The sequence below is a fragment of the Maribacter sp. MJ134 genome (genome assembly GCF_003970695.1).
Taxonomy (GTDB): domain Bacteria; phylum Bacteroidota; class Bacteroidia; order Flavobacteriales; family Flavobacteriaceae; genus Maribacter.
Map to the genome: position 1 here is coordinate 3740088 of NZ_CP034570.1, position 18715 is coordinate 3758802.

Consider the following 18715-nt stretch of genomic DNA (forward strand, 5'->3'; position numbering starts at 1 on the left):
CTTTTATAGGGCGATGTGTTTTACGTAATACCGATGGAGCGTATCGGGTCCTGCGCCAAAGAAGTGTTTTAGGTGTATCATTCCAAAATGCCATTGTAAGGCCAATATGCCCTTTTTGTCATATCTTCTAGAAGAGGTGGTCACCGTGTTGTTAAGCACTTTAAAATAAGCCATTTTATAGATTCTTCTAATGAATTCGTTGTCCTCATATATTCTATAGGACTCGTTAAATCCATTGGCTTTTTCAAATAAGGTTTTGAGGATAAATAGCGATTGGTCTCCACCACGACATATCTGTGTATTTAAGCGCGTAAACCAAGCAAAAATATCTAAAAATAGGTGGGTAGTATCAAATTTCATACGAAAACAACCCACTTTAAAACCTTCGGTATAGGCTTGCAAAATTTCTAGATCAAAATCTTTGGGCGGTAAGGTATCTACATGTAAAAAATACAAGATATCACCTGTGGCAATCGCAGCTCCGACGTTCATCTGTAAAGCTCTCCCTTTTGAGGTTGAAATTACTCTGGCGCCCGCTTTCGTGGCTTCTTTTACGGTAGTATCTTCACTACCCCCATCAATGACCAGTACTTCCTTTACTTGGTTTGAAGAGGTATTATTTTTAATACTCAGCAGCACTTTTTTTATATAATCCTCTTCATTAAGAACTGGGATTATAATACTGATTTGTGGGAATTGTATGGTCATTTAAAACAAACTGATTGTGCTAGTAGTGGTACAAACAGTGCTAACCTTACAGTTGTTTTATCAATTCGCTGAATAATTTTACCATTTTAGGTTCTGTTTCGCCGGCAATGGCAATAATCTCCCCGATATCCACGGGTTTCAGATTATCAGGGTCACATTCATCGGTCAATACGGAGACCGCTACAATGGGCAGACCCAAGTGATTGGCCACTATTACTTCCGGAACGGTACTCATGCCCACGGCATCCGAACCTAAAATTTTAAGCATCCGATACTCTGCCTTTGTCTCTAACTGAGGCCCAACAACCGATGCGTAGACACCTTTCTTTAAGGATATGTTATGTGTAACGGCGATATTTTCCAATTTTTCGCGCATTTCCAAATCATAAGGCTCCGACATGTCTGTAAAACGTTCCCCGAACTCCGCTACGTTCTTAAATGCTAGGGGCGAACCACCTTGCAGGTTAATGTGATCTTCAATGAGCATAATATCTCCCTTTTTAAAATCCAGGTTAATTGCCCCAGCGGCATTGGAAATGAAGAGTTTTTTTATGCCCAGCATATGCATAACGCGTATGGGATAGGTAATATCCAGAAAATCATAACCCTCGTATAAATGAAAGCGACCTTGCATTACCACTACTTTTTTACCTTCAATGGTACCAAAAACCAGTTTGCCGGTATGAAATTCAACAGTGGCCAATGGAAAAAACGGGATATGATTGTAATGCGCCTCTATAGGCTCCTGAATCTCATCTACTAGCCTACCCAATCCAGTTCCCAATACAATTCCAAATTCTGGGGCATCAAAACCCTTGTTAATAAGATAATCAACGGATTCCTGTAATTGTTTCTTAGTCATTTTTCATATGTTTTAAATAAGGCGCAAAAGCCTTAATGTCTTTAATATCTTCATAATGGTCTACATCGTTCTTTTCTGAAAGTAATTGCAAACGTTCTTCCTTTAAATCCTTCAAGGTAGCCTCCAAAACGGTTTCCGTTCCCCAATCCTTAGCATTAAAAAGCGCATCTTTATATTTTTTCATTCCCAGAAGATAGTAGCCACCATCCAACGCGGGCCCTACCACGTAATCGTTTTTTTCTAAAGCTTTAAAGGCTTCTTCAAGATCTTGTTGGTTAAGGTCGTGCATGTCACTTCCAATGACTAGTATACGCTCAAACCCTTTTTCGAATCCATCTTTAAATGCGTTCGCCATGCGTTCGCCTAAAGTTGCTCCCTCTTGTAATTTTTTATCAAAGATAGTAGGGTCCCAAATATCATTTTCCCAGATTTCCTCGGAATAATAAACGGCCTTGGTGGCATAAAGGTTTTTGGTGATGCTCGCCGTATGTCCTAAAAGAAATTTATAGATTTCCAGAGCGGCATTATCACCTACCTTAGCTGCAAGTCTTGTTTTGCATTTTCCCAGCTCTGGATTTCGCGTGAATATAAGCAGGAGATTTTTTGAATTAACGAGATGAAAATCAACGGTTTTTTCATCTTTCACTTCTTTTTTAGTTTGTAGTATTCCCAAAAATAACTGGTATTTATAGTTTTTTAAATCGATTCACTCTTTGGTCTTGTCATAGACCTTGATGCCTTTGGTCAATAATTTCCCCCAATGCTTACTAAAAGCGTGAACGCTATCGGTCTTTTGATTGTTGAGATTATAAACGGGACGATTCGTATTTTTCCAATCAAAAATACCTCCGTAGAGATTCTTTACGTTGCGGTAGCCCATATCCATAAGTTTTTCGCCTATATTTTCTGAACGTACCCCAATGGAACAGTAGACAACGATAGTAGCTTCCTTGTCCGGTATTTTTGAACGTACCCTATCCTCGTCAAATTCTTTGTGACCTACCCAAATGGCATTTTTTAAGTGGCTTACCTGGTATTCTTCTTTTTTGCGTGTATCTAAAAGTATGGTTCCCTCAGCAGATGCCAGATCGTTGGTATAGATGTAGGGAACCGACTCCTTATTGAATTTTTTCAGTGTTCGGTCCAGCTTATCCTGCGACCAAATGCTGTGGCCAAACAATAAAATAGAAAGGAACGTAAGAAAAGGTTTCATTAAATCATTACTTTAGTTTTGTAAAGGTACTATTTTAGAGGTGCTTTACCATCAGTGCAAAAGCCAAATAAATGTTTAAAAAATGAAAATTAAGTACATCAATACTCTCGTTCTTATACTTCCACTGGTAATTTTTTCCTGTAAGGATAATACTGATAAGCTTTTGAAAAATGAGGTGTCAAAGAAAGAATCCTACTATACGGAAGCGTATCGCCCACAGTACCATTTTACGCCAGAGGAAAAATGGATGAACGATCCTAATGGACTCGTTTACCAAGACGGGACCTATCATTTGTTCTATCAGTACTATCCCGATAGTACGGTTTGGGGGCCTATGCATTGGGGCCATGCCGTAAGCAAGGATATGATGCATTGGAAGCATAAGCCCATAGCCTTATATCCGGACGACAACGGCCTAATATTTTCCGGTAGTGCCGTAGTGGACGTGGATAATACTTCGGGTTTCGGAACTGCGGACACACCACCTTTAGTGGCCATTTTCACCTATCATTTAATGGCGGGAGAAAAAGCGGGCAGAAAAGATTTTCAGACACAGGGCATTGCTTATAGCTTGGATAATGGTGATAGTTGGACCAAGTACGAGGGTAATCCTGTCATAGGTAATAACGGCATCAAGGATTTTAGGGACCCTAAGGTATTCTGGAACGAGCAATTACAATTGTGGACAATGCTTTTGGTGGCCGGGGACCATATGCAGGTTTGGAATTCGCCTGACCTAAAAAAATGGAACCAGGTGAGCGAATTTGGAAAGGATAAAGGAGCGCATGGCGGAGTTTGGGAATGTCCGGATATGTTTCCTCTAAAAGTAGAAGGGTCGGCAGAGGAAAAATGGGTGTTGTTGATCAGCATCAATCCAGGTGCCCCGAACGGAGGAAGCGGAACGCAATACTTTGTGGGTGATTTTGATGGGGAGACCTTTACGACGAATCAAGTAGCAAGCAAATGGCTAGATTTAGGAAGGGATAACTACGCTGGTGTAACGTACAACAACACCCCGAATAACGAACGTATTTTTATAGGTTGGATGAGCAACTGGGACTACGCTCGCGATACCCCTACCGAAAAATGGCGTAGTGCCATGACGATGCCAAGAAAATTGTCCTTGCAAAAGAACAACGATGTCTACGAGCTTATAAATTATCCGTTGGCAGCCTTGGACGCCATTGTGAAAAAAGGCTCAAAAGAAGTAGATTTCACAGTAGGTCCGAGCCAAACGGAAACGATGGAGTTACAGCATAACAACCAGTCGGAGATCCGCTTTAATACTTCTGCAAGAGCGTTTCAAATGCGTCTAAAAAATGAGCTAGGGGATAGCGTGGTAATTACCCTAAATGGTGCTGACGGTAAAATAATGTTTGACCGCACCGCATCTGGTGTAACGGATTTTGCCGCTAATTTTGCCTTAGGTCCCCAGACCATGTTCGTTCCTAATTTACCCGAGGATGAGGTGGAGTTTAGGATACTCCTGGATAAATCTTCTATTGAGCTTTTTGTAAACAAAGGGCAGTACGTAATGACGAACCAAATATTCCCAAGAGATTCCTTTACGATTTTGGAGGTGAAGAACCTATCAACGGATAGCTTACGGTTAAATAGCCTTAGCGAAAATAAGGTGAAGCGAATATGGGATTAGTTGTCATAATGACCGTAAACAAAAAATCCCCGCAATTGCGAGGATTAGTTGTGGTGCCTCCAGCCCCGACACTTCGGGGGAACCAAGGCTATGGTTTTTTACTTAGGATATCCAATAGAATGTCGGTGTCCTTTACAATCTTCTGAATGAAGGTTTTGCTTTTCATTCGTTTAATGAATTTTTCAAGATAGATTGCATCTTTCCTACTGTTTAATTGCATCGAAACTACAATTTGCCAATCGTCCGCCGCTTTTGTAAATGATTTTTTAAAATAATGAGCATTATGTTGTTCTAACCTATTTACTATATCTGGAGATTCCCCGATATAGTATCTGCTTATTTTCTCGCTGTAAAGAATGTACAGGTAATGCATTTGGAAAAAATATAAACAAAAAATCCCCGCTATTGCGAGGATTAGTTGTGGTGCCTCCAGCCCCGACGCTTCGGGGGAACCAGAGCTATGGTTTTTTATTTAGGATATCCAATAGAATGTCATTGTCCTTTACAATCTTCTGAATGAAGGTTTTGCTTTTCATTCGTTTAATGAATTTTTCAAGATAGATTGCATCTTTCCTACTTTTTAATTGCATCGAAACTACAATTTCCCAATCGCCCGCCGCTTTTGTAAATGCTTTTTTAAAATAATGAGCATTGTGTTGTTCTAACCTATTTACTATATCCGGAGATTCCCCGATATAGTATCTGCTTATTTTCTCGCTGTAAAGAATGTACAGGTAATGCATTTGGAAAAAATATAAACAAAAAATCCCCGCTATTGCGAGGATTAGTTGTGGTGCCTCCAGGAATCGAACCAGGGACACATGGATTTTCAGTCCATTGCTCTACCAACTGAGCTAAGGCACCATTATTATCAATATTTCAATTTTCTATTTAACTTCTTGGCTTTTGGTAATGCCAAGCACATGGATTTTTTGTCTCCCGATGCTTCGGGACTCAACAACTGAGCTAAGGCACCGTGTCGCTATAAGCGGCTGCAAATATAATTTCAATTTTACGATATACAAACAAAATCACGAAAAAAGCCTTGTGTTTTTTTGTTTTAAGCTCTTCCCATACTTCAAATTAAAAATTAACCTAGTGACGAAAAAGTTAATATACTGTTCGCATGACGAATAAGAGTTGATGCGAGCACAAATGTAACACCATTGTTTTTTCATAAAATCTTCTTAATAAAATCTAAATGCCCGAGGTGCTTATCTATTTAATTCGCTATTTTAGGGCGAGTCATTAAAAAAAGACACGGTATCCACTATTTTTTGAATGCTGACTAGAACTAACGAACACTCCCTAGTCGCTTTAAGCTATGTTTTAAAAGGACAAGGGGGCAATAACTTAATAACACTAGATGAAAAGAAGAGACTTTGTACAATTATCGGGAATGGGCGCAGCCTCACTCTTGGTGCCAGCTAGTTTGATGGGAAATAACATTCAGGCAGAAGCACTGCTGGAGCCAGGCATGGATGTTATAGTTAAGAAACGCATGGCAGATGTAGCACTCAATACCGCAAAATCGATGGGGGCCACCTATGCGGATGCTAGAATAGGTAGATACTTGAACCAATATGTCTTTACAAGAGAGGACAAGGTACAAAATGTGGTTAATACAGAATCCTTTGGAATCGGTATACGGGTCATCGCTAACGGGACTTGGGGTTTTGCCTCCACGAACAGTGTTACTGAGGATGGTATCAAAAAAGCGACACAACAGGCTGTAGCTATTGCAAAGGCAAATTCTAAGATTCAGACAGAGCCCGTAAAATTGGCTCCCGTGCAAGCGCATGGTGAAGTATCTTGGAAAACGCCTATTCAAAAAGATTTTAAAGAGGTTCCGGTTTCCGAGAAAGTAGATTTACTTTTAAATGCAAACGCGGCCGCTATGAATAATGGTGCCAATTTTGTAAACTCTGCGTTGTTCATGGTGAACGAGCAAAAGTATTTTGCTTCAACGGACGGTTCTTACATAGACCAGGACGTACACCGTATATGGCCTACTTTCGGCGTTACTGCGGTCGATAGGGAAGCGGGCAAGTTCAAGACTAGACAGGCCATGAGTGCCCCGATGGGTATGGGTTATGAATATATGGACGGTCTGGCTTCCGAAAAACTGGAAGGTCCGGCAGGAATCACTCTGTATAGAAAGAGTTATGATATTGTGGAGGATGCGGTACAGGCCGCTAAACAGGCAACACAAATGCTTACCGCGAAATCAGTAGACCCTGGGAAATATGATTTGGTCTTAGAGCCTAACCATTTAGGGTTAACGATTCATGAATCTGTTGGGCATCCTTTGGAACTGGACAGGGTGCTCGGTTACGAAGCAAACTACGCGGGTACAAGTTTTGCTACGTTGGACAAGTGGAAATCCGGTGACTTTAACTACGGTAGCGATATTGTAAACCTCGTTGCCGACAAAACCATGGAGGGTAGTCTTGGTGCTGTTGGTTATGATGATGAAGGAGTAAAATGCAAACAGTGGGATTTAGTCAGGAACGGAACATTGGTAAATTATCAGGCCATTCGTGATCAAGTGAACATTATTGGCCAGAATGAATCCCATGGATGTTGTTATGCCCAAAGTTGGAACGATGTGCAATTCCAAAGAATGCCCAATGTATCATTAGAGCCGGGTAAAGAAAAATATTCCATTTCCGAAATGATAAAAGATGTTGAAAAAGGAATCTATATTGCCGGGAGAGGCTCTTACTCTATCGACCAACAACGGTATAACTTCCAGTTTGGAGGTACTGTTTTCTATGAAATTAAAGATGGTAAAATAGTGGGTATGCTTAATGATGTGGCATATCAGTCCAACACGCAAGAGTTCTGGAACTCCTGCGCAAAGATTTGTGATGAAAGCGATTACAGGATGTTCGGTTCCTTCTTTGACGGTAAAGGACAGCCATCACAGATAAGTGCGGTATCCCATGGTAGTTCTACCACTAGGTTTAACGATATCAATGTAATCAATACAGGTCGTAGCATCTAAGCAATTCACCCAACAAAAAATACTAAAATGGCAATATATACAGAAGAAGAAGCTAGAAAAATAATGGAGAAAGCATTGCGTTTTTCCACGGCTGATACTTGCGAAATAAACTTGAGCGGAAGTGAAAGTGGTAACATACGTTACGCACGGAATTCCGTCTCCACCTCCGGGCACCGATCTAACCAAACCTTGGTGGTGCAATCCAGTTATGGTAAAAAGTCCGGGACGGCAACCATAGACGAATTTGATGATGTCTCTTTAGAAAAAGTAGTCAAACGGGCAGAGGAGTTAGCGAAATTATCTCCGGAGAATCCAGAATTCATGGAACCTTTGGAGCAACAAACCTATGATGAGGCAATAAATTACGTAGAAGCAACGGCAAATATTTCACCAGAATATAGAGCTACCGTTGCGAATGACAGTATACAACCGGCAATAGCCAACGATGTAACCGCAGCGGGATTTTTGGACGATTCTTACGGGTTTAGCGCCATGCTCAATTCTAAAGGTTTATTTGCCTATAACAAATATTCCAACGTAGATTTTACGGTGACCATGCGCAGTAATGATGGTACAGGGTCTGGATGGGTTTCTAGAGACTATAACGATATTGCCAAGTTCGATGCTTCGGAAGCATCGAAAACAGCAATTGATAAGGCGGTACTTTCCAAAGAGGCCAAGGCCATAGAGCCGGGAAAATATACCGTGATTTTGGAACCGGCCGCAGCGGAAAATCTAATCACTAATCTGGGCTATTCCATAGATGCCAGAACTGCCGACGAAGGCCGTAGTTTTATGTCCAAAGAAGGAGGCGGAACCAAGATAGGGGAGAAAATTGTGGACGAACGCGTGAATCTTTGGTCAGACCCCCTTCATCCAGAAGTACCCACCGGTACTTGGAACGGTTCGGGACAAGCTTTAAAGAAAACTTCTTGGATAGAAAACGGAGTCGTAAAGAATTTGGCCTATAGTAGGTACTGGGCCCAGCAAAAAGGGGTAGACCCTATACCTTACCCGGATAATCTCATTATGGGCGGAGGAGACGCCTCTCTTGAGGATTTGATTAAAAGCACAAAAAAGGGAATTTTGGTAACGCGTTTATGGTACATCAGAACCGTAGATCCGCAAACCCTGCTCTATACGGGATTAACAAGAGATGGGACTTTCTATATTGAAAACGGAGAAATCAAGTATCCTGTTAAGAACTTTAGATTTAATGAGAGTCCAATAATCATGTTGAACAACTTGGAGACACTTGGCAAACAAGTGCGCATCAACGGTAATCTTATACCATACATGAAAATAAGGGACTTCACTTTTACGAGTTTATCGGACGCGGTTTAACGTGAAATACGTAAATAAACTGGTTGTAGCTGATGTCTGTTGCAACCGGTTTTTTCGTTATAATAAAATTAGAATGGTACCCTCTTGAGCACAAATTTTTTCTTTACTAGGCTACAGTATGAATCCGGGGATTGGGATGTAGATCAGCGAATGCCCTCCAATCTTTTGAATTCTTTGGTGGAGTACACCACTTTAAAGGTCAATACGGTAGAGAATATCGTGCCCTTGGCGAGCGATGCCATTTTTAAGTGTCCCTTCTGTTACCTGTCCGGTCACAAACTAGTGCAGTTCACAAAAAAGGAAAGAGAGAACTTTGAAAAGTATGTGAACAACGGGGGCTTTGTTTTTGTTGACGATTGCAACCATGACATCGATGGACTTTTTGCCAAATCCTTTGAACGTCAGATGGAAGAAATATTTGGGAATAGCAGGTTAAAGAAATTACCCAATGACCATGAACTGTATTCCATTTTTTTTGAATTTGAGGATGGCCCGCCAACCACGTCCCAAGAGCTGAACGGTTGGGGAGATGACCTCGTCCATGAGTATTTAAAGGCAATTGAGGTAAATGGTAGGGTCGGCGTACTCTACAGCAATAAGGATTATGGATGCGAATGGGATTATGATTTTAGAAACAAACGTTGGTATAAAATAGACAATACACGATTTGGAGTGAATATCGTGATGTATGCATTAACTTCTTAAAGTATTCATATGGATAACAAACTGCTGAAAGCAGAACAAGAAATAAATGAACTGACCGATAAACTTTCTTTGCTAAAAAAAGAGATTGCGAAGGTCATTGTGGGGCAGGAAGAGACGATTGAGCATTTGCTGATCACTTTTTTAGCAGGTGGCCACGCCTTATTGGAAGGAGTGCCGGGTCTTGCAAAAACCCTATTGATACGAACCCTTTCACAAGCCATAGATTTAAAATTCAATAGAATTCAGTTTACGCCAGACCTTATGCCTTCGGATATCATTGGTACGGAGATTTTAGAAGATGACCATAGTTCCGGGAAGAAATTCTTCAAATTTAATAAGGGGCCAATTTTTGCGAATATCATCCTGGCGGATGAAATTAATAGAACTCCTCCAAAAACCCAGGCAGCATTACTTGAGGCCATGCAGGAATTTGAAGTGACCTACTCCGGGGAAACCTATCCCATGGCTAGACCATTTTTTATTTTAGCCACCCAGAACCCCATTGAGCAATCGGGTACTTTTGCCTTACCGGAAGCCCAACAGGACCGTTTTTTGTTCTATATTAAAATAGGATACCCTACTGCCAAAGAAGAAGCTGCCATCTTGAAGAACACCACGGGTTCAAAGAAAGCGGTTATAGAAAAAGTGCTGGGAGGGGAAGATATCATAAAGCTACAGCAATTGGTGCGGGACGTTCCCATAAGTGACGATTTAATCGATTATGTCAATAAAATTGTGAGGGCTACTAGACCAGAAACGACGACAGATACCTTTGTCAAGGAATGGGTAAGTTGGGGTGCGGGACCCCGTGCCGGGCAGGCTATGATTTTAACGGCCAAAGCACGGGCATTACAGGATGGAAGACTAGCGGTAACGGAAGAGGATTTAAAGAAGGTCGCCTTTCCTGTGTTACGCCATAGGGTTATTGTGAACTTTAGGGCAGAAGCAGAGGGGATAACTTCTGATAAGGTTACTGAAAAACTATTGGAAAATTCGCGTTCATAATCGAAAAAGGTGAAACAGGATTATAGACAATTATTTCAACCAAAAATCATCAACAGTGTATCTGGCTTGTCACTTATAGCAAGGGTCATTGTAGAGGGTTATTTGTCGGGTGCGCATCAAAGCAAGCGGGTAGGTCCTGGGCTGGAATTCAGTCAATACCGGGGTTATCAGCCAGGGGACGATATGCGTTTGTTGGACTGGAAAATGTTGGCAAGGTCGGGTCGGTTTTATATCAAGGAATCCGAGATAGATACTCAGGTAGCTGTTAAATTCATTGTAGACGCAAGCGCATCCATGTTGCATGAGGAAAAAGGGCTGTCCAAAATGGACTACGTAAGGGTTTTGGTAGCTTCATTAGCACACATTTCCCATAAACAAGGAGATGCCACAGGTCTTTTTTCATTGAACAATAGCCGTTTGCGAGCATTGCATCCCACATCCCACAAACAACATTACAATCGCTTACTGCACGAGCTTATAAAGATTGAAGGAGGTGGTAATTGGCCATCGGATAGGAATTCCGTTACGGAGATTCATCACGGCGGTCAGAAGGAATTATTGTTCGTAATTACGGACATGTACGAGCAAAATGGGGAGTTGACCAAATGGATTCAATCGCTAAAGACTTCAAGAAACGAGGTGGTAGTACTTCAGGTTTTAGGAAAAAACGAATTGGAATTCAATTATACGGGAGCACTGGTATTTGAAGATTTGGAAACAGGAAAACGTGTAAAGGTGAATGCGAAAAACAGCAAAGTGCAGTATCTAAAAGAGATGGAGGCCGCTTTGGTAAAGACTAAAAATTTCTTCTTAAGTAATACCATTGGGCATGAGGTTTTTCGTTTGGACAGTCCCATGGAGGAGGCTTTGCAACTATTTCTGAAAAAACGAATGCGTTTAAATTAATTATGAGTTTTCTACACCCAACATATTTATGGGGACTGCTTGGTCTTTTAGTGCCTTTGATAGTTCATCTTTTGAACAAGGGAGAGGTCAAGACCATTAAAGTAGGAAGTATTCAATTTTTAGAGGCTCAAGAAACTACACAGACCAAAAAGCTGAAGCTCAACGAATACGCATTGTTGCTGTTGCGAATGCTATTGCTGGGTTTACTGGTATTGGCCATTTCAGGGCCCACTATGCAGTCTCCAATGCCTAGAGAAGCATTAACCTATTTTATTGAGCCTTCGCTGCTGCAGAGTAATAAGATGAAATCCCTTTTGGAAAGTAGACCCCAAGCATCATTTCGATTGTTTTCTACTGATTTTCCTTCCCTGGATACCGATGAAATACCGAATACCCGACCTAACTATTGGCAGCTTGTACAATCTTTGAAGGACTTTCCATCGGATAGTATAGTGATATTCTCGGAGTCCCGAATTTCTGGGATACGAGGAATACGGCCCAAGATGTCCCCTACAATCAATTGGGTGGTGATGAACCAAGAATCGACCTTAGATACGATTATTGGAGCCTATAAAACAGAAGAGGATGTGGACTTAGTTCGTGTGTTGGGTAATAATAGCTATACAGACATTCAAAAAATTCCCCTATCAGCAAATAAAAATAGGTCTGCTCAATTATTGGGCGATAGCCTTCAACTGGAGGAGAATGGTAAGAGCAGTACGGTAGAACTATGGAGAAAAGACACCTTGGGTATAGGATTGTTTTATGATTCCGATTTTTCGCGTGATGCGCAATATATGATGGCAGCCTTGGACGCTGTTTCAACCTATGCGAAACGCCCCATGACTATTAAAGCCTTTAAAGACGAAGCCGAATCCTCCGTATCTGACTTTGATTTTTTGATTTGGCTGAAAAGTAATTTCCCTCCAAAAACAGATAATAACTATCTCATGTTTAAGCCGGATAGTCTTTCAGGTCAGTTAATTTCAAAGGGTAATAAAGCCAAGAGTTACTTTTTAACGGAAAGACTGTCTATTACCAATACCCTTGAGGGTAAATTGGCAGAAAACTTACTGGAAATTATTTCTCCAAGTCCTGAGTTAACAGAAAAGATCGCCTCCTTGGATAAGCGAGTTTTGGCTAGCGAGGAACTGGTGCCATTGGATTCGGAACGTTTAACGAGCGAAATTGAGGTAAAAAAAAGTGCTCTAGAACCATGGTTTTGGTTGCTGGCCATAATGGTTTTAGTAGTAGAACGGGTACTTTCTAAATTAAGGAGTCAATGATGGAAGCACAGCACATACTGAAAAAAATACTGCTGAAATGGCGGGTATATCGGTTCATGGAAATAGCCTTTCTTGCCTTAAGTTTTGCGATGATTGCCTATCTATTATCGGTTTCTTTGGTGATAGCGCTTTCGGCCTTTGTAGTGGCAGGTCTTATTGGAGCATTATACTACCAACCATGGAATTATGGCTTAACCGATATCTGTAGTCATTTGGATGCTAGTTTGAGGGTGTTAGAAAATAGCGCCTCATTACTGTTACGACCTGAAGAAGAATTGACCCTTCTGGCCAAAATTCAACAATCCAAAATAGCCCAAACCCTAAAATCCAATAAAAAATCCATTTATATTAAAAATAGGGTTGGACTAGGTGCATTAATTACCTTGTGTTGTTCTGGATTAGTAATGTTCTGCTATTTTAATGGGGCATTGGAAAACCCCAAAACTCAAATACCGCAGACCACGCAAAAAGATGACATAGTGATTACAGCTTTGGATACCGCAACCGTAGCGATTGTTCCGCCCAAAATCAATAAGCAAGCAATCATCATAGATTACCCTGAATACACCAACAAAAGGCGGCTGGTGACTTCGGATATGAATATTAAGGCTTTGGAAGGGTCGACCGTAAAGTGGCGTGTAGATTACAATCAAAAAATAAAGGCGTCCTGGTTGCAATTTGGCACCGATAACGTATCCATGTCAAAAAGAAATACGTCCTACGTTGCCCTTAGGAATGCTGAAAATTCTAGTTTTTATAATCTTAAGTTTTTAGACACTTTGGAAAATAGGTACATATCGGATTTGTACGCTCTTGAAGTGTATAAGGATGAAGCGCCATCAATTAACATTACAGGGTTACAACCGTTTACATCTTTTGATTTTGCCGAACCGCAGCTATTGGAGTTTACGGCTCATGTAAAAGATGATTTTGGTCTTACTGAGGTAGCGATTATAGCAACGGTGAGTAAGGGTAAGGGGGAGTCCGTTAAGTTCAGGGAAGAGCGATTGTCATTTGACAACTTCTTTAAAAAAGCTTCAACCTCTTCTTTACTGAAGAAAAAACTGGATTTGAGAACACTAAAAATGGAGCCGGGAGATGAGCTTTATTTCTATGTGGAAGCTACTGATATCAAAAGCCCAAAACCAAATAGCACAAGAACCGAAACTTTTTTTTCGGTAATAAGGGATACGGTTAAGGATGGTTTTGCGGTGGAAGGGACCATGGGTGCGGACTTGATGCCAGATTATTTTAGAAGTCAACGTCAATTGATTATCGATACGGAAAAACTAATTGCTGATGAAAGCAAGCTAGAAAAAAAAGAATATAATTTTAAGAGTAACGAGTTGGGTTTTGACCAAAAAGCACTTCGGTTAAAGTATGGTAAATTTATGGGTGATGAAACCGAAGGACCTGTAGCTCCCACGACCAATACTATGGCGGATACAGATTCCGAAGACCCTCTGGCCTCCTATTCCCACAAGCACGATTCGGATAATGAACACAATTTAGTGGCGGAAGAAGAACACGATCATGAGCATGATCACGAAGAAAGTCAAGATCAGGAAGAAGATCCCTTGGAGGCTTATGTTCATAATCATGAAGACCCGGAAGCATCTACCTTGTTCGCACAGTCGTTGAAAAGTAAATTGAAACAGGCCATGGCAGAAATGTGGGATGCTGAGTTGTACCTACGCTTGTTTGAGCCAGAGAAATCGCTACCCTACCAATACAAAGCACTAAAACTGATTCAAGAAATAAAGAACAGCGCCCGTATTTATGTGCATCGCATCGGTTTTGACCCTCCGCCGATCAAGGAAAGTAAGCGCTTGTCCGGCGAATTAGGTGAAGTTAAGAGTTCTAGCAAACAGGCGGACTTGGAAAAGAAATTTCCCTATATTTTTATGAATAGGGCCATTGAAAGACTGGAGCTTTTACGGACCACAAAAGTTTCGCTTCAGCCAACGGATAGGGAAATTTTTCAAAAGGCCGGCGAGGAGTTGGCTCTTTTGGCGATAAAAGAGCCAAGTAAGTATTTAAACACATTACAAGGGTTAAAGTTGCTTTCCGAAGCCCAGAACAGCAATGAAGAAGATTTAAAGGCAATTCAAAAAGGCTTGGTGCAAGCCTTACCCAATTTGTCTGCGGAGCCTGTTAAAGGTGATAGTTACAGCAGTAGGCTGAATGAATTAATGTTAGATGCTCTGGAGAACAATGAATAGCGCTATTCAATTTATAAACGAAAAATGGCTTTGGCTCTCCCTTCTAGTGATGTTTGTTCTAGTGCTACTCTTTATTTGGAAAGAATGGACGGGACGCTTTAATCGTATTTTTTTCATCAATAGTATCGTAGCTTTGATAGGGCTGGTTGCGCTACTGTTCATGTTTCTTAACCCAACATGGGCAAAGGAAGTTCAAGGGAAAGCGGTATTGCTTACGGAAGGATTTCGTCAAACTCGATTAGATAGTCTAAAAAATCAGGAACAGTTCATAAAAGAAATCGACTACGTTCCAGGGAAAAATCTAAAGGAGGCACTAGCTTCAGTGAACGAATTATTTATTTTGGGGCACGGTGTGGCCGCATATGATTATTGGCAACTTGATGACATTTCCGTAGACTATCTAGAGGGCCAGTTTCCCAGCGGCATTGTAAAATTAAACTATCCCAAGGAAAGTAGTGTTGGAACGGAATTGATTGTGCAGGGGATGTATAACGAGCCAAACTCAGGCACTAAGTTGCTGTTACAGGGTACCGCAGGAGAAAGCCTTGATTCCACTGTTTTAAAAAGCGACAGCAGACAGGGATTCACCTTAAAAGCGAAGTTGAAGACCGAAGGAAAATTTGTGTATCAGCTTGTAGAAACGGATAGTGTTGGTAGCCCAATTCATAAGGACCCGCTGCCAGTTGTAGTAGCGGGTAAAGAGGTGTTAAGAGTACTTATCGTTAATCAGTTCCCATCTTTTGAGACAAAATACCTAAAAAACTATCTATCCGAAGCGGGTCACGAATTGGTGGTAAGAAGTAAGATTACTAGTGGCAAGTACAAGTTTGAGTATTTCAATACAAAACGCGAGCCAATCTATGGGTTTACCGAAAAGTCATTGGCTTCCTTTGATGTTTTAATCCTGGATACGGAAACTTTCTTGGCATTAACCCGAAGTGCTGAAAGAATTGTGGCCAATAGCATGTCACAGGAGGGTTTAGGGGTTTTTGTGCAGCCAAACAATGGCTTGTTCAAGGCAAGGAATACTTTGGTAGACTTTAATGCTTCGCCAGATGGAAAGGAAAAGCTTTCGCTGCCCGGATGGCCTAAAAATACAATCGAAAAACACCCGTACAGGTTCCATATTGCAAGTTTAAATGAATCGCTCATTGGGGATTACGCAAAACGTATCGTAATGGGAAAAGGTGTTATTGGAACTAGCTTAATAAAAAATTCCTATGAATTGGTCTTGAGGGGAAAAAACGATATGTATAAAGAAATTTGGTCATCTATCTTAAACGGAATTTCTAAAAAAACGGAACCAGCGGCAATTTTCGATGTCTCGGATGAGATAGTTTTTGTAAATAGACCTTTTGAATTCGGAGTGAGAACTAAGAAGGACAGGCCTCAAGTGCAACATAGTTCTGGTTATGCTATTCCGTTGATAAAGCATATTAATCTTGACGATAAGTGGCAAGGAACCCTATATCCACAACAGAAAGGTTGGGATAGCTTAAATCTTCAGTTGGATACTACTATAGCAATGAACTATTTCGTAATGGATACTTCGAAGTGGAACGCCTTGGCCTCAGCGAACTCTATAGCTGAGAACAAACGTTTTTTTAATCAAGGAGAAAAGAAGACGTTAAAAAAGGAAATCTATCTATCGGTTTCAAGGCTTTGGTATCTTCTTGTTTTCATTTGTTGTATGGGTTATCTATGGCTTACACCAAAATTATGGGATTGAAATTATGTGATTGTACATTGTTCTTTTCCCTTTATACCTTTGTAAAATGAATTTGATAATAGATCAGGGAAATACATTTGTAAAATTTGCGGTTTTTAATAAAGGAAAACTACTATTTGATGAATCCTTCACATACGACCGATTCGTTGACAAGGTGAAGGAAATTTTTAAATCCTACCCTAAGATTAACCGGGCTATTATTTCCACGGTGGGAGAATTGAATAAGAAAGATCTTGCTGTACTCTCCTTGTTTGCGAAAGTGCACGTTCTATCGCATAAGTCTAAGGTTCCTTTTAAAAATAGTTACGCAACACCGCATACCTTAGGTATTGATCGTATTGCTCTTATAACTGCAGCATATTATCATAATCCGCATCGAAATACGCTTGTCATCGACGCGGGCACTTGCGTTACGTATGATATTATCAATGATTTTGATGAGTACCTGGGTGGCGCAATTTCACCCGGTTTACAGATGCGCTATAAGGCAATGCACGAGCAAACTGCAAATCTTCCTTTATTAGAAAAAGAGGAGATTATAGACTTTATCGGGAACGCTACCAATAGCAGTATGCACAGTGGGGTTGTTAATGGGCTTACCCAGGAAATTAGTGGTGTTGTCCATCAATATGGTTCCCGTTTTAAAGATTTAACAGTTATTTTAACAGGGGGTGATGCGCAATTTTTGTCTAAACGACTAAAAAATACCATCTTTGCGGATTCCAAATTCCTCTTGAAAGGACTTAATTATTTGCTGGAATACAACAAGCATTAGATGATCAAAAAAATTGTAATTGCAATTGTGTGCTTCGCCACGGTTGGTTTGTACGCTCAAGATGGTACGGTTTCTCCCTATTCGGTTTTCGGTATCGGTGATTTAAGAACTACAAGTACGGTAGAGAATCAAATGATGGGTGGTATGGGTGTCTTTACGGATAGCATTCATATAAATCTACAAAATCCTGCAGCATACGGGGAATTAGGTCTAGAACAGAATAACAAGGTAGGTCTGGTTAATTATACCGTAGGTATTTCGAACAGACAGCTAAGACTAAAAAGTTTCACGGAAGAGCAAAGTAGTTCTGTGACCAATGTAGATTATTTGGCACTTGGTTTTAGTCTAGGTAAAGGATTGGGTATGGGTTTTGGAATTATGCCCTATTCTTCCGTAGGTTACAATTTGGTCGATGAAAGACAAAGTGGTTCCCAGCCGCTTACCAACGTTTTTAGTGGCGAGGGCGGACTTAATAGGGTTTTCTATTCTATTGGATATCAATTCATCAAGGATTTTAGTATTGGGGTTACCGCCAATTTTAATTATGGAACTTTGGAAAGTGAACGTCTACAACAAATAGAAGATGTTCAATTTGGCACGTTTGACCGGCGAACGTCCCGGGTAAATGGTTTTGATTTTAATTATGCGATCAACTATACTCCAACGATAAAGGATAAATATACCCTCCACGCATCTGCGAGAATAAATACGCAAGGAAACCTAGTGGCCAAGAACGATAGGCGTATCGGTTCTTTTTCTGTTGCGACTGGTGGAAATATTGAGGAGGTAAACGTTAACCTCGATGCGCTGAACCTCAGAAATACAGAATTAAAAATACCGACCACCACGACCCTAGGATTGGGATACGGTGAGGACTTAAAGTGGTTTTTGGGGGCAGAATATAGCTTTCAAGGTTTAAGCTCTTTTGAAAATTCATTCTTGGGAATAGGTAATATCGATTATAAAGATGCAAGTTCTTTTGCTTTTGGAGGATTTTACACCCCGGACCGCAGTTCTTTTTCAAGCTACTTAAAAAGAATTACATACCGCGCCGGGCTGCGTTTGGACAAGACCGGAATGGTGGTGAACGATGTGGATATAAATAACTTTGGCATAACTTTTGGATTAGGACTACCATTGGGACAAAGTTACTCTAACCTTAACATCGGTTTTGAAGCCGGAAGAAGGGGAACAACAAGAGCAAATCTAATAGAAGAAAGCTACTTTAAAATTAACGTAGGACTTTCCTTAAACGATTTTTGGTTCCGTAAACGAAAAATAAATTGATAAAAATTTAGT

17 protein-coding genes and 1 tRNA gene are annotated in these 18715 nt (G+C 40.7%); 11 read left to right on the top strand and 7 right to left on the bottom strand.

Going from position 1 to position 18715, the window contains the following annotated elements; all coding sequences use genetic code 11:
* Positions 1 to 3: 3 nt before the first annotated feature.
* The 4 genes from EJ994_RS16135 to EJ994_RS16150 are packed head-to-tail and all read right to left on the bottom strand — an operon-like array spanning position 4 to position 2783.
* A complete protein-coding gene (locus EJ994_RS16135) occupies positions 4 to 708 on the bottom strand; it encodes a TIGR04283 family arsenosugar biosynthesis glycosyltransferase (protein ID WP_126593427.1) in 705 nt (234 codons plus the stop codon).
* Between the two features lie 46 nt (positions 709 to 754).
* The gene (locus EJ994_RS16140) at positions 755 to 1570 is read right to left on the bottom strand and encodes a purine-nucleoside phosphorylase (RefSeq protein ID WP_099574580.1); all 816 of its coding nucleotides are present in this window, start codon (positions 1568 to 1570) and stop codon (positions 755 to 757) included.
* Entirely contained in the window at positions 1563 to 2243 is a 681-nt protein-coding gene (locus EJ994_RS16145; RefSeq protein ID WP_126593428.1) for a TIGR04282 family arsenosugar biosynthesis glycosyltransferase, read from the bottom strand. Before EJ994_RS16145 ends, EJ994_RS16140 begins: the two co-directional genes overlap by 8 nt.
* 33 nt (positions 2244 to 2276) lie before the next feature.
* Positions 2277 to 2783 (bottom strand): rhodanese-like domain-containing protein, encoded by a 507-nt coding sequence (locus EJ994_RS16150; RefSeq protein ID WP_126593429.1) that lies wholly within the window; start codon positions 2781 to 2783, stop codon positions 2277 to 2279.
* Between the two features lie 82 nt (positions 2784 to 2865).
* On the opposite strand from EJ994_RS16150, the gene EJ994_RS16155 reads away from it, so the two are divergent.
* The gene (locus tag EJ994_RS16155) at positions 2866 to 4437 is read left to right on the top strand and encodes a glycoside hydrolase family 32 protein (protein WP_126593430.1); all 1572 of its coding nucleotides are present in this window, start codon (positions 2866 to 2868) and stop codon (positions 4435 to 4437) included.
* Between the two features lie 88 nt (positions 4438 to 4525).
* On the opposite strand, the gene EJ994_RS16160 is transcribed toward EJ994_RS16155, so the two are convergent.
* The 3 genes from EJ994_RS16160 to EJ994_RS16170 all read right to left on the bottom strand — a co-directional run bounded on the left by EJ994_RS16160 (position 4526) and on the right by EJ994_RS16170 (position 5301).
* Entirely contained in the window at positions 4526 to 4810 is a 285-nt protein-coding gene (locus tag EJ994_RS16160; RefSeq protein ID WP_126593431.1) for a GIY-YIG nuclease family protein, read from the bottom strand.
* Positions 4811 to 4895: 85 nt separating this feature from the next.
* Positions 4896 to 5180 carry a GIY-YIG nuclease family protein gene (locus EJ994_RS16165; protein WP_126593432.1) on the bottom strand — a complete coding sequence of 95 codons (285 nt, stop codon included), beginning with the start codon at positions 5178 to 5180 and terminating at the stop codon, positions 4896 to 4898.
* A 48-nt stretch (positions 5181 to 5228) separates the two neighbouring features.
* Positions 5229 to 5301: transfer RNA gene (locus EJ994_RS16170), tRNA-Phe, on the bottom strand.
* Positions 5302 to 5803: 502 nt separating this feature from the next.
* Between EJ994_RS16170 and EJ994_RS16175 the strand changes: the two genes are divergently transcribed.
* From EJ994_RS16175 to EJ994_RS16220, 10 genes are all read left to right on the top strand, one after another.
* Positions 5804 to 7444 carry a TldD/PmbA family protein gene (locus EJ994_RS16175; protein WP_126593433.1) on the top strand — a complete coding sequence of 547 codons (1641 nt, stop codon included), beginning with the start codon at positions 5804 to 5806 and terminating at the stop codon, positions 7442 to 7444.
* 27 nt (positions 7445 to 7471) lie between these two features.
* The gene (locus EJ994_RS16180) at positions 7472 to 8788 is read left to right on the top strand and encodes a TldD/PmbA family protein (protein WP_099575179.1); all 1317 of its coding nucleotides are present in this window, start codon (positions 7472 to 7474) and stop codon (positions 8786 to 8788) included.
* A gap of 84 nt (positions 8789 to 8872) precedes the next feature.
* Positions 8873 to 9493, top strand: coding sequence for a DUF4159 domain-containing protein (locus EJ994_RS16185; protein WP_126593434.1), 621 nt, complete (start codon positions 8873 to 8875; stop codon positions 9491 to 9493).
* A gap of 9 nt (positions 9494 to 9502) precedes the next feature.
* A complete protein-coding gene (locus EJ994_RS16190; RefSeq protein WP_126593435.1) occupies positions 9503 to 10498 on the top strand; it encodes an AAA family ATPase in 996 nt (331 codons plus the stop codon).
* Between the two features lie 9 nt (positions 10499 to 10507).
* Positions 10508 to 11404: a DUF58 domain-containing protein gene (locus tag EJ994_RS16195; protein WP_126593436.1), complete on the top strand. Its 897-nt coding sequence runs from the start codon at positions 10508 to 10510 to the stop codon at positions 11402 to 11404.
* A 2-nt stretch (positions 11405 to 11406) separates the two neighbouring features.
* Complete coding sequence (locus EJ994_RS16200) at positions 11407 to 12690, top strand: BatA domain-containing protein (RefSeq protein ID WP_126593437.1); 1284 nt, start codon at positions 11407 to 11409, stop codon at positions 12688 to 12690.
* Positions 12687 to 14912: a tryptophan-rich sensory protein gene (locus EJ994_RS16205; RefSeq protein ID WP_126593438.1), complete on the top strand. Its 2226-nt coding sequence runs from the start codon at positions 12687 to 12689 to the stop codon at positions 14910 to 14912. The genes EJ994_RS16200 and EJ994_RS16205 overlap by 4 nt, the downstream gene beginning before the upstream one ends.
* A complete protein-coding gene (locus EJ994_RS16210; RefSeq protein WP_126593439.1) occupies positions 14890 to 16641 on the top strand; it encodes a hypothetical protein in 1752 nt (583 codons plus the stop codon). Before EJ994_RS16205 ends, EJ994_RS16210 begins: the two co-directional genes overlap by 23 nt.
* Before the next feature lie 46 nt (positions 16642 to 16687).
* The gene (locus EJ994_RS16215; RefSeq protein WP_126593440.1) at positions 16688 to 17416 is read left to right on the top strand and encodes a type III pantothenate kinase; all 729 of its coding nucleotides are present in this window, start codon (positions 16688 to 16690) and stop codon (positions 17414 to 17416) included.
* Positions 17417 to 18703, top strand: a complete 1287-nt coding sequence (locus EJ994_RS16220; protein WP_126593441.1) for a hypothetical protein — start codon at positions 17417 to 17419, stop codon at positions 18701 to 18703.
* Positions 18704 to 18715: the final 12 nt, after the last annotated feature.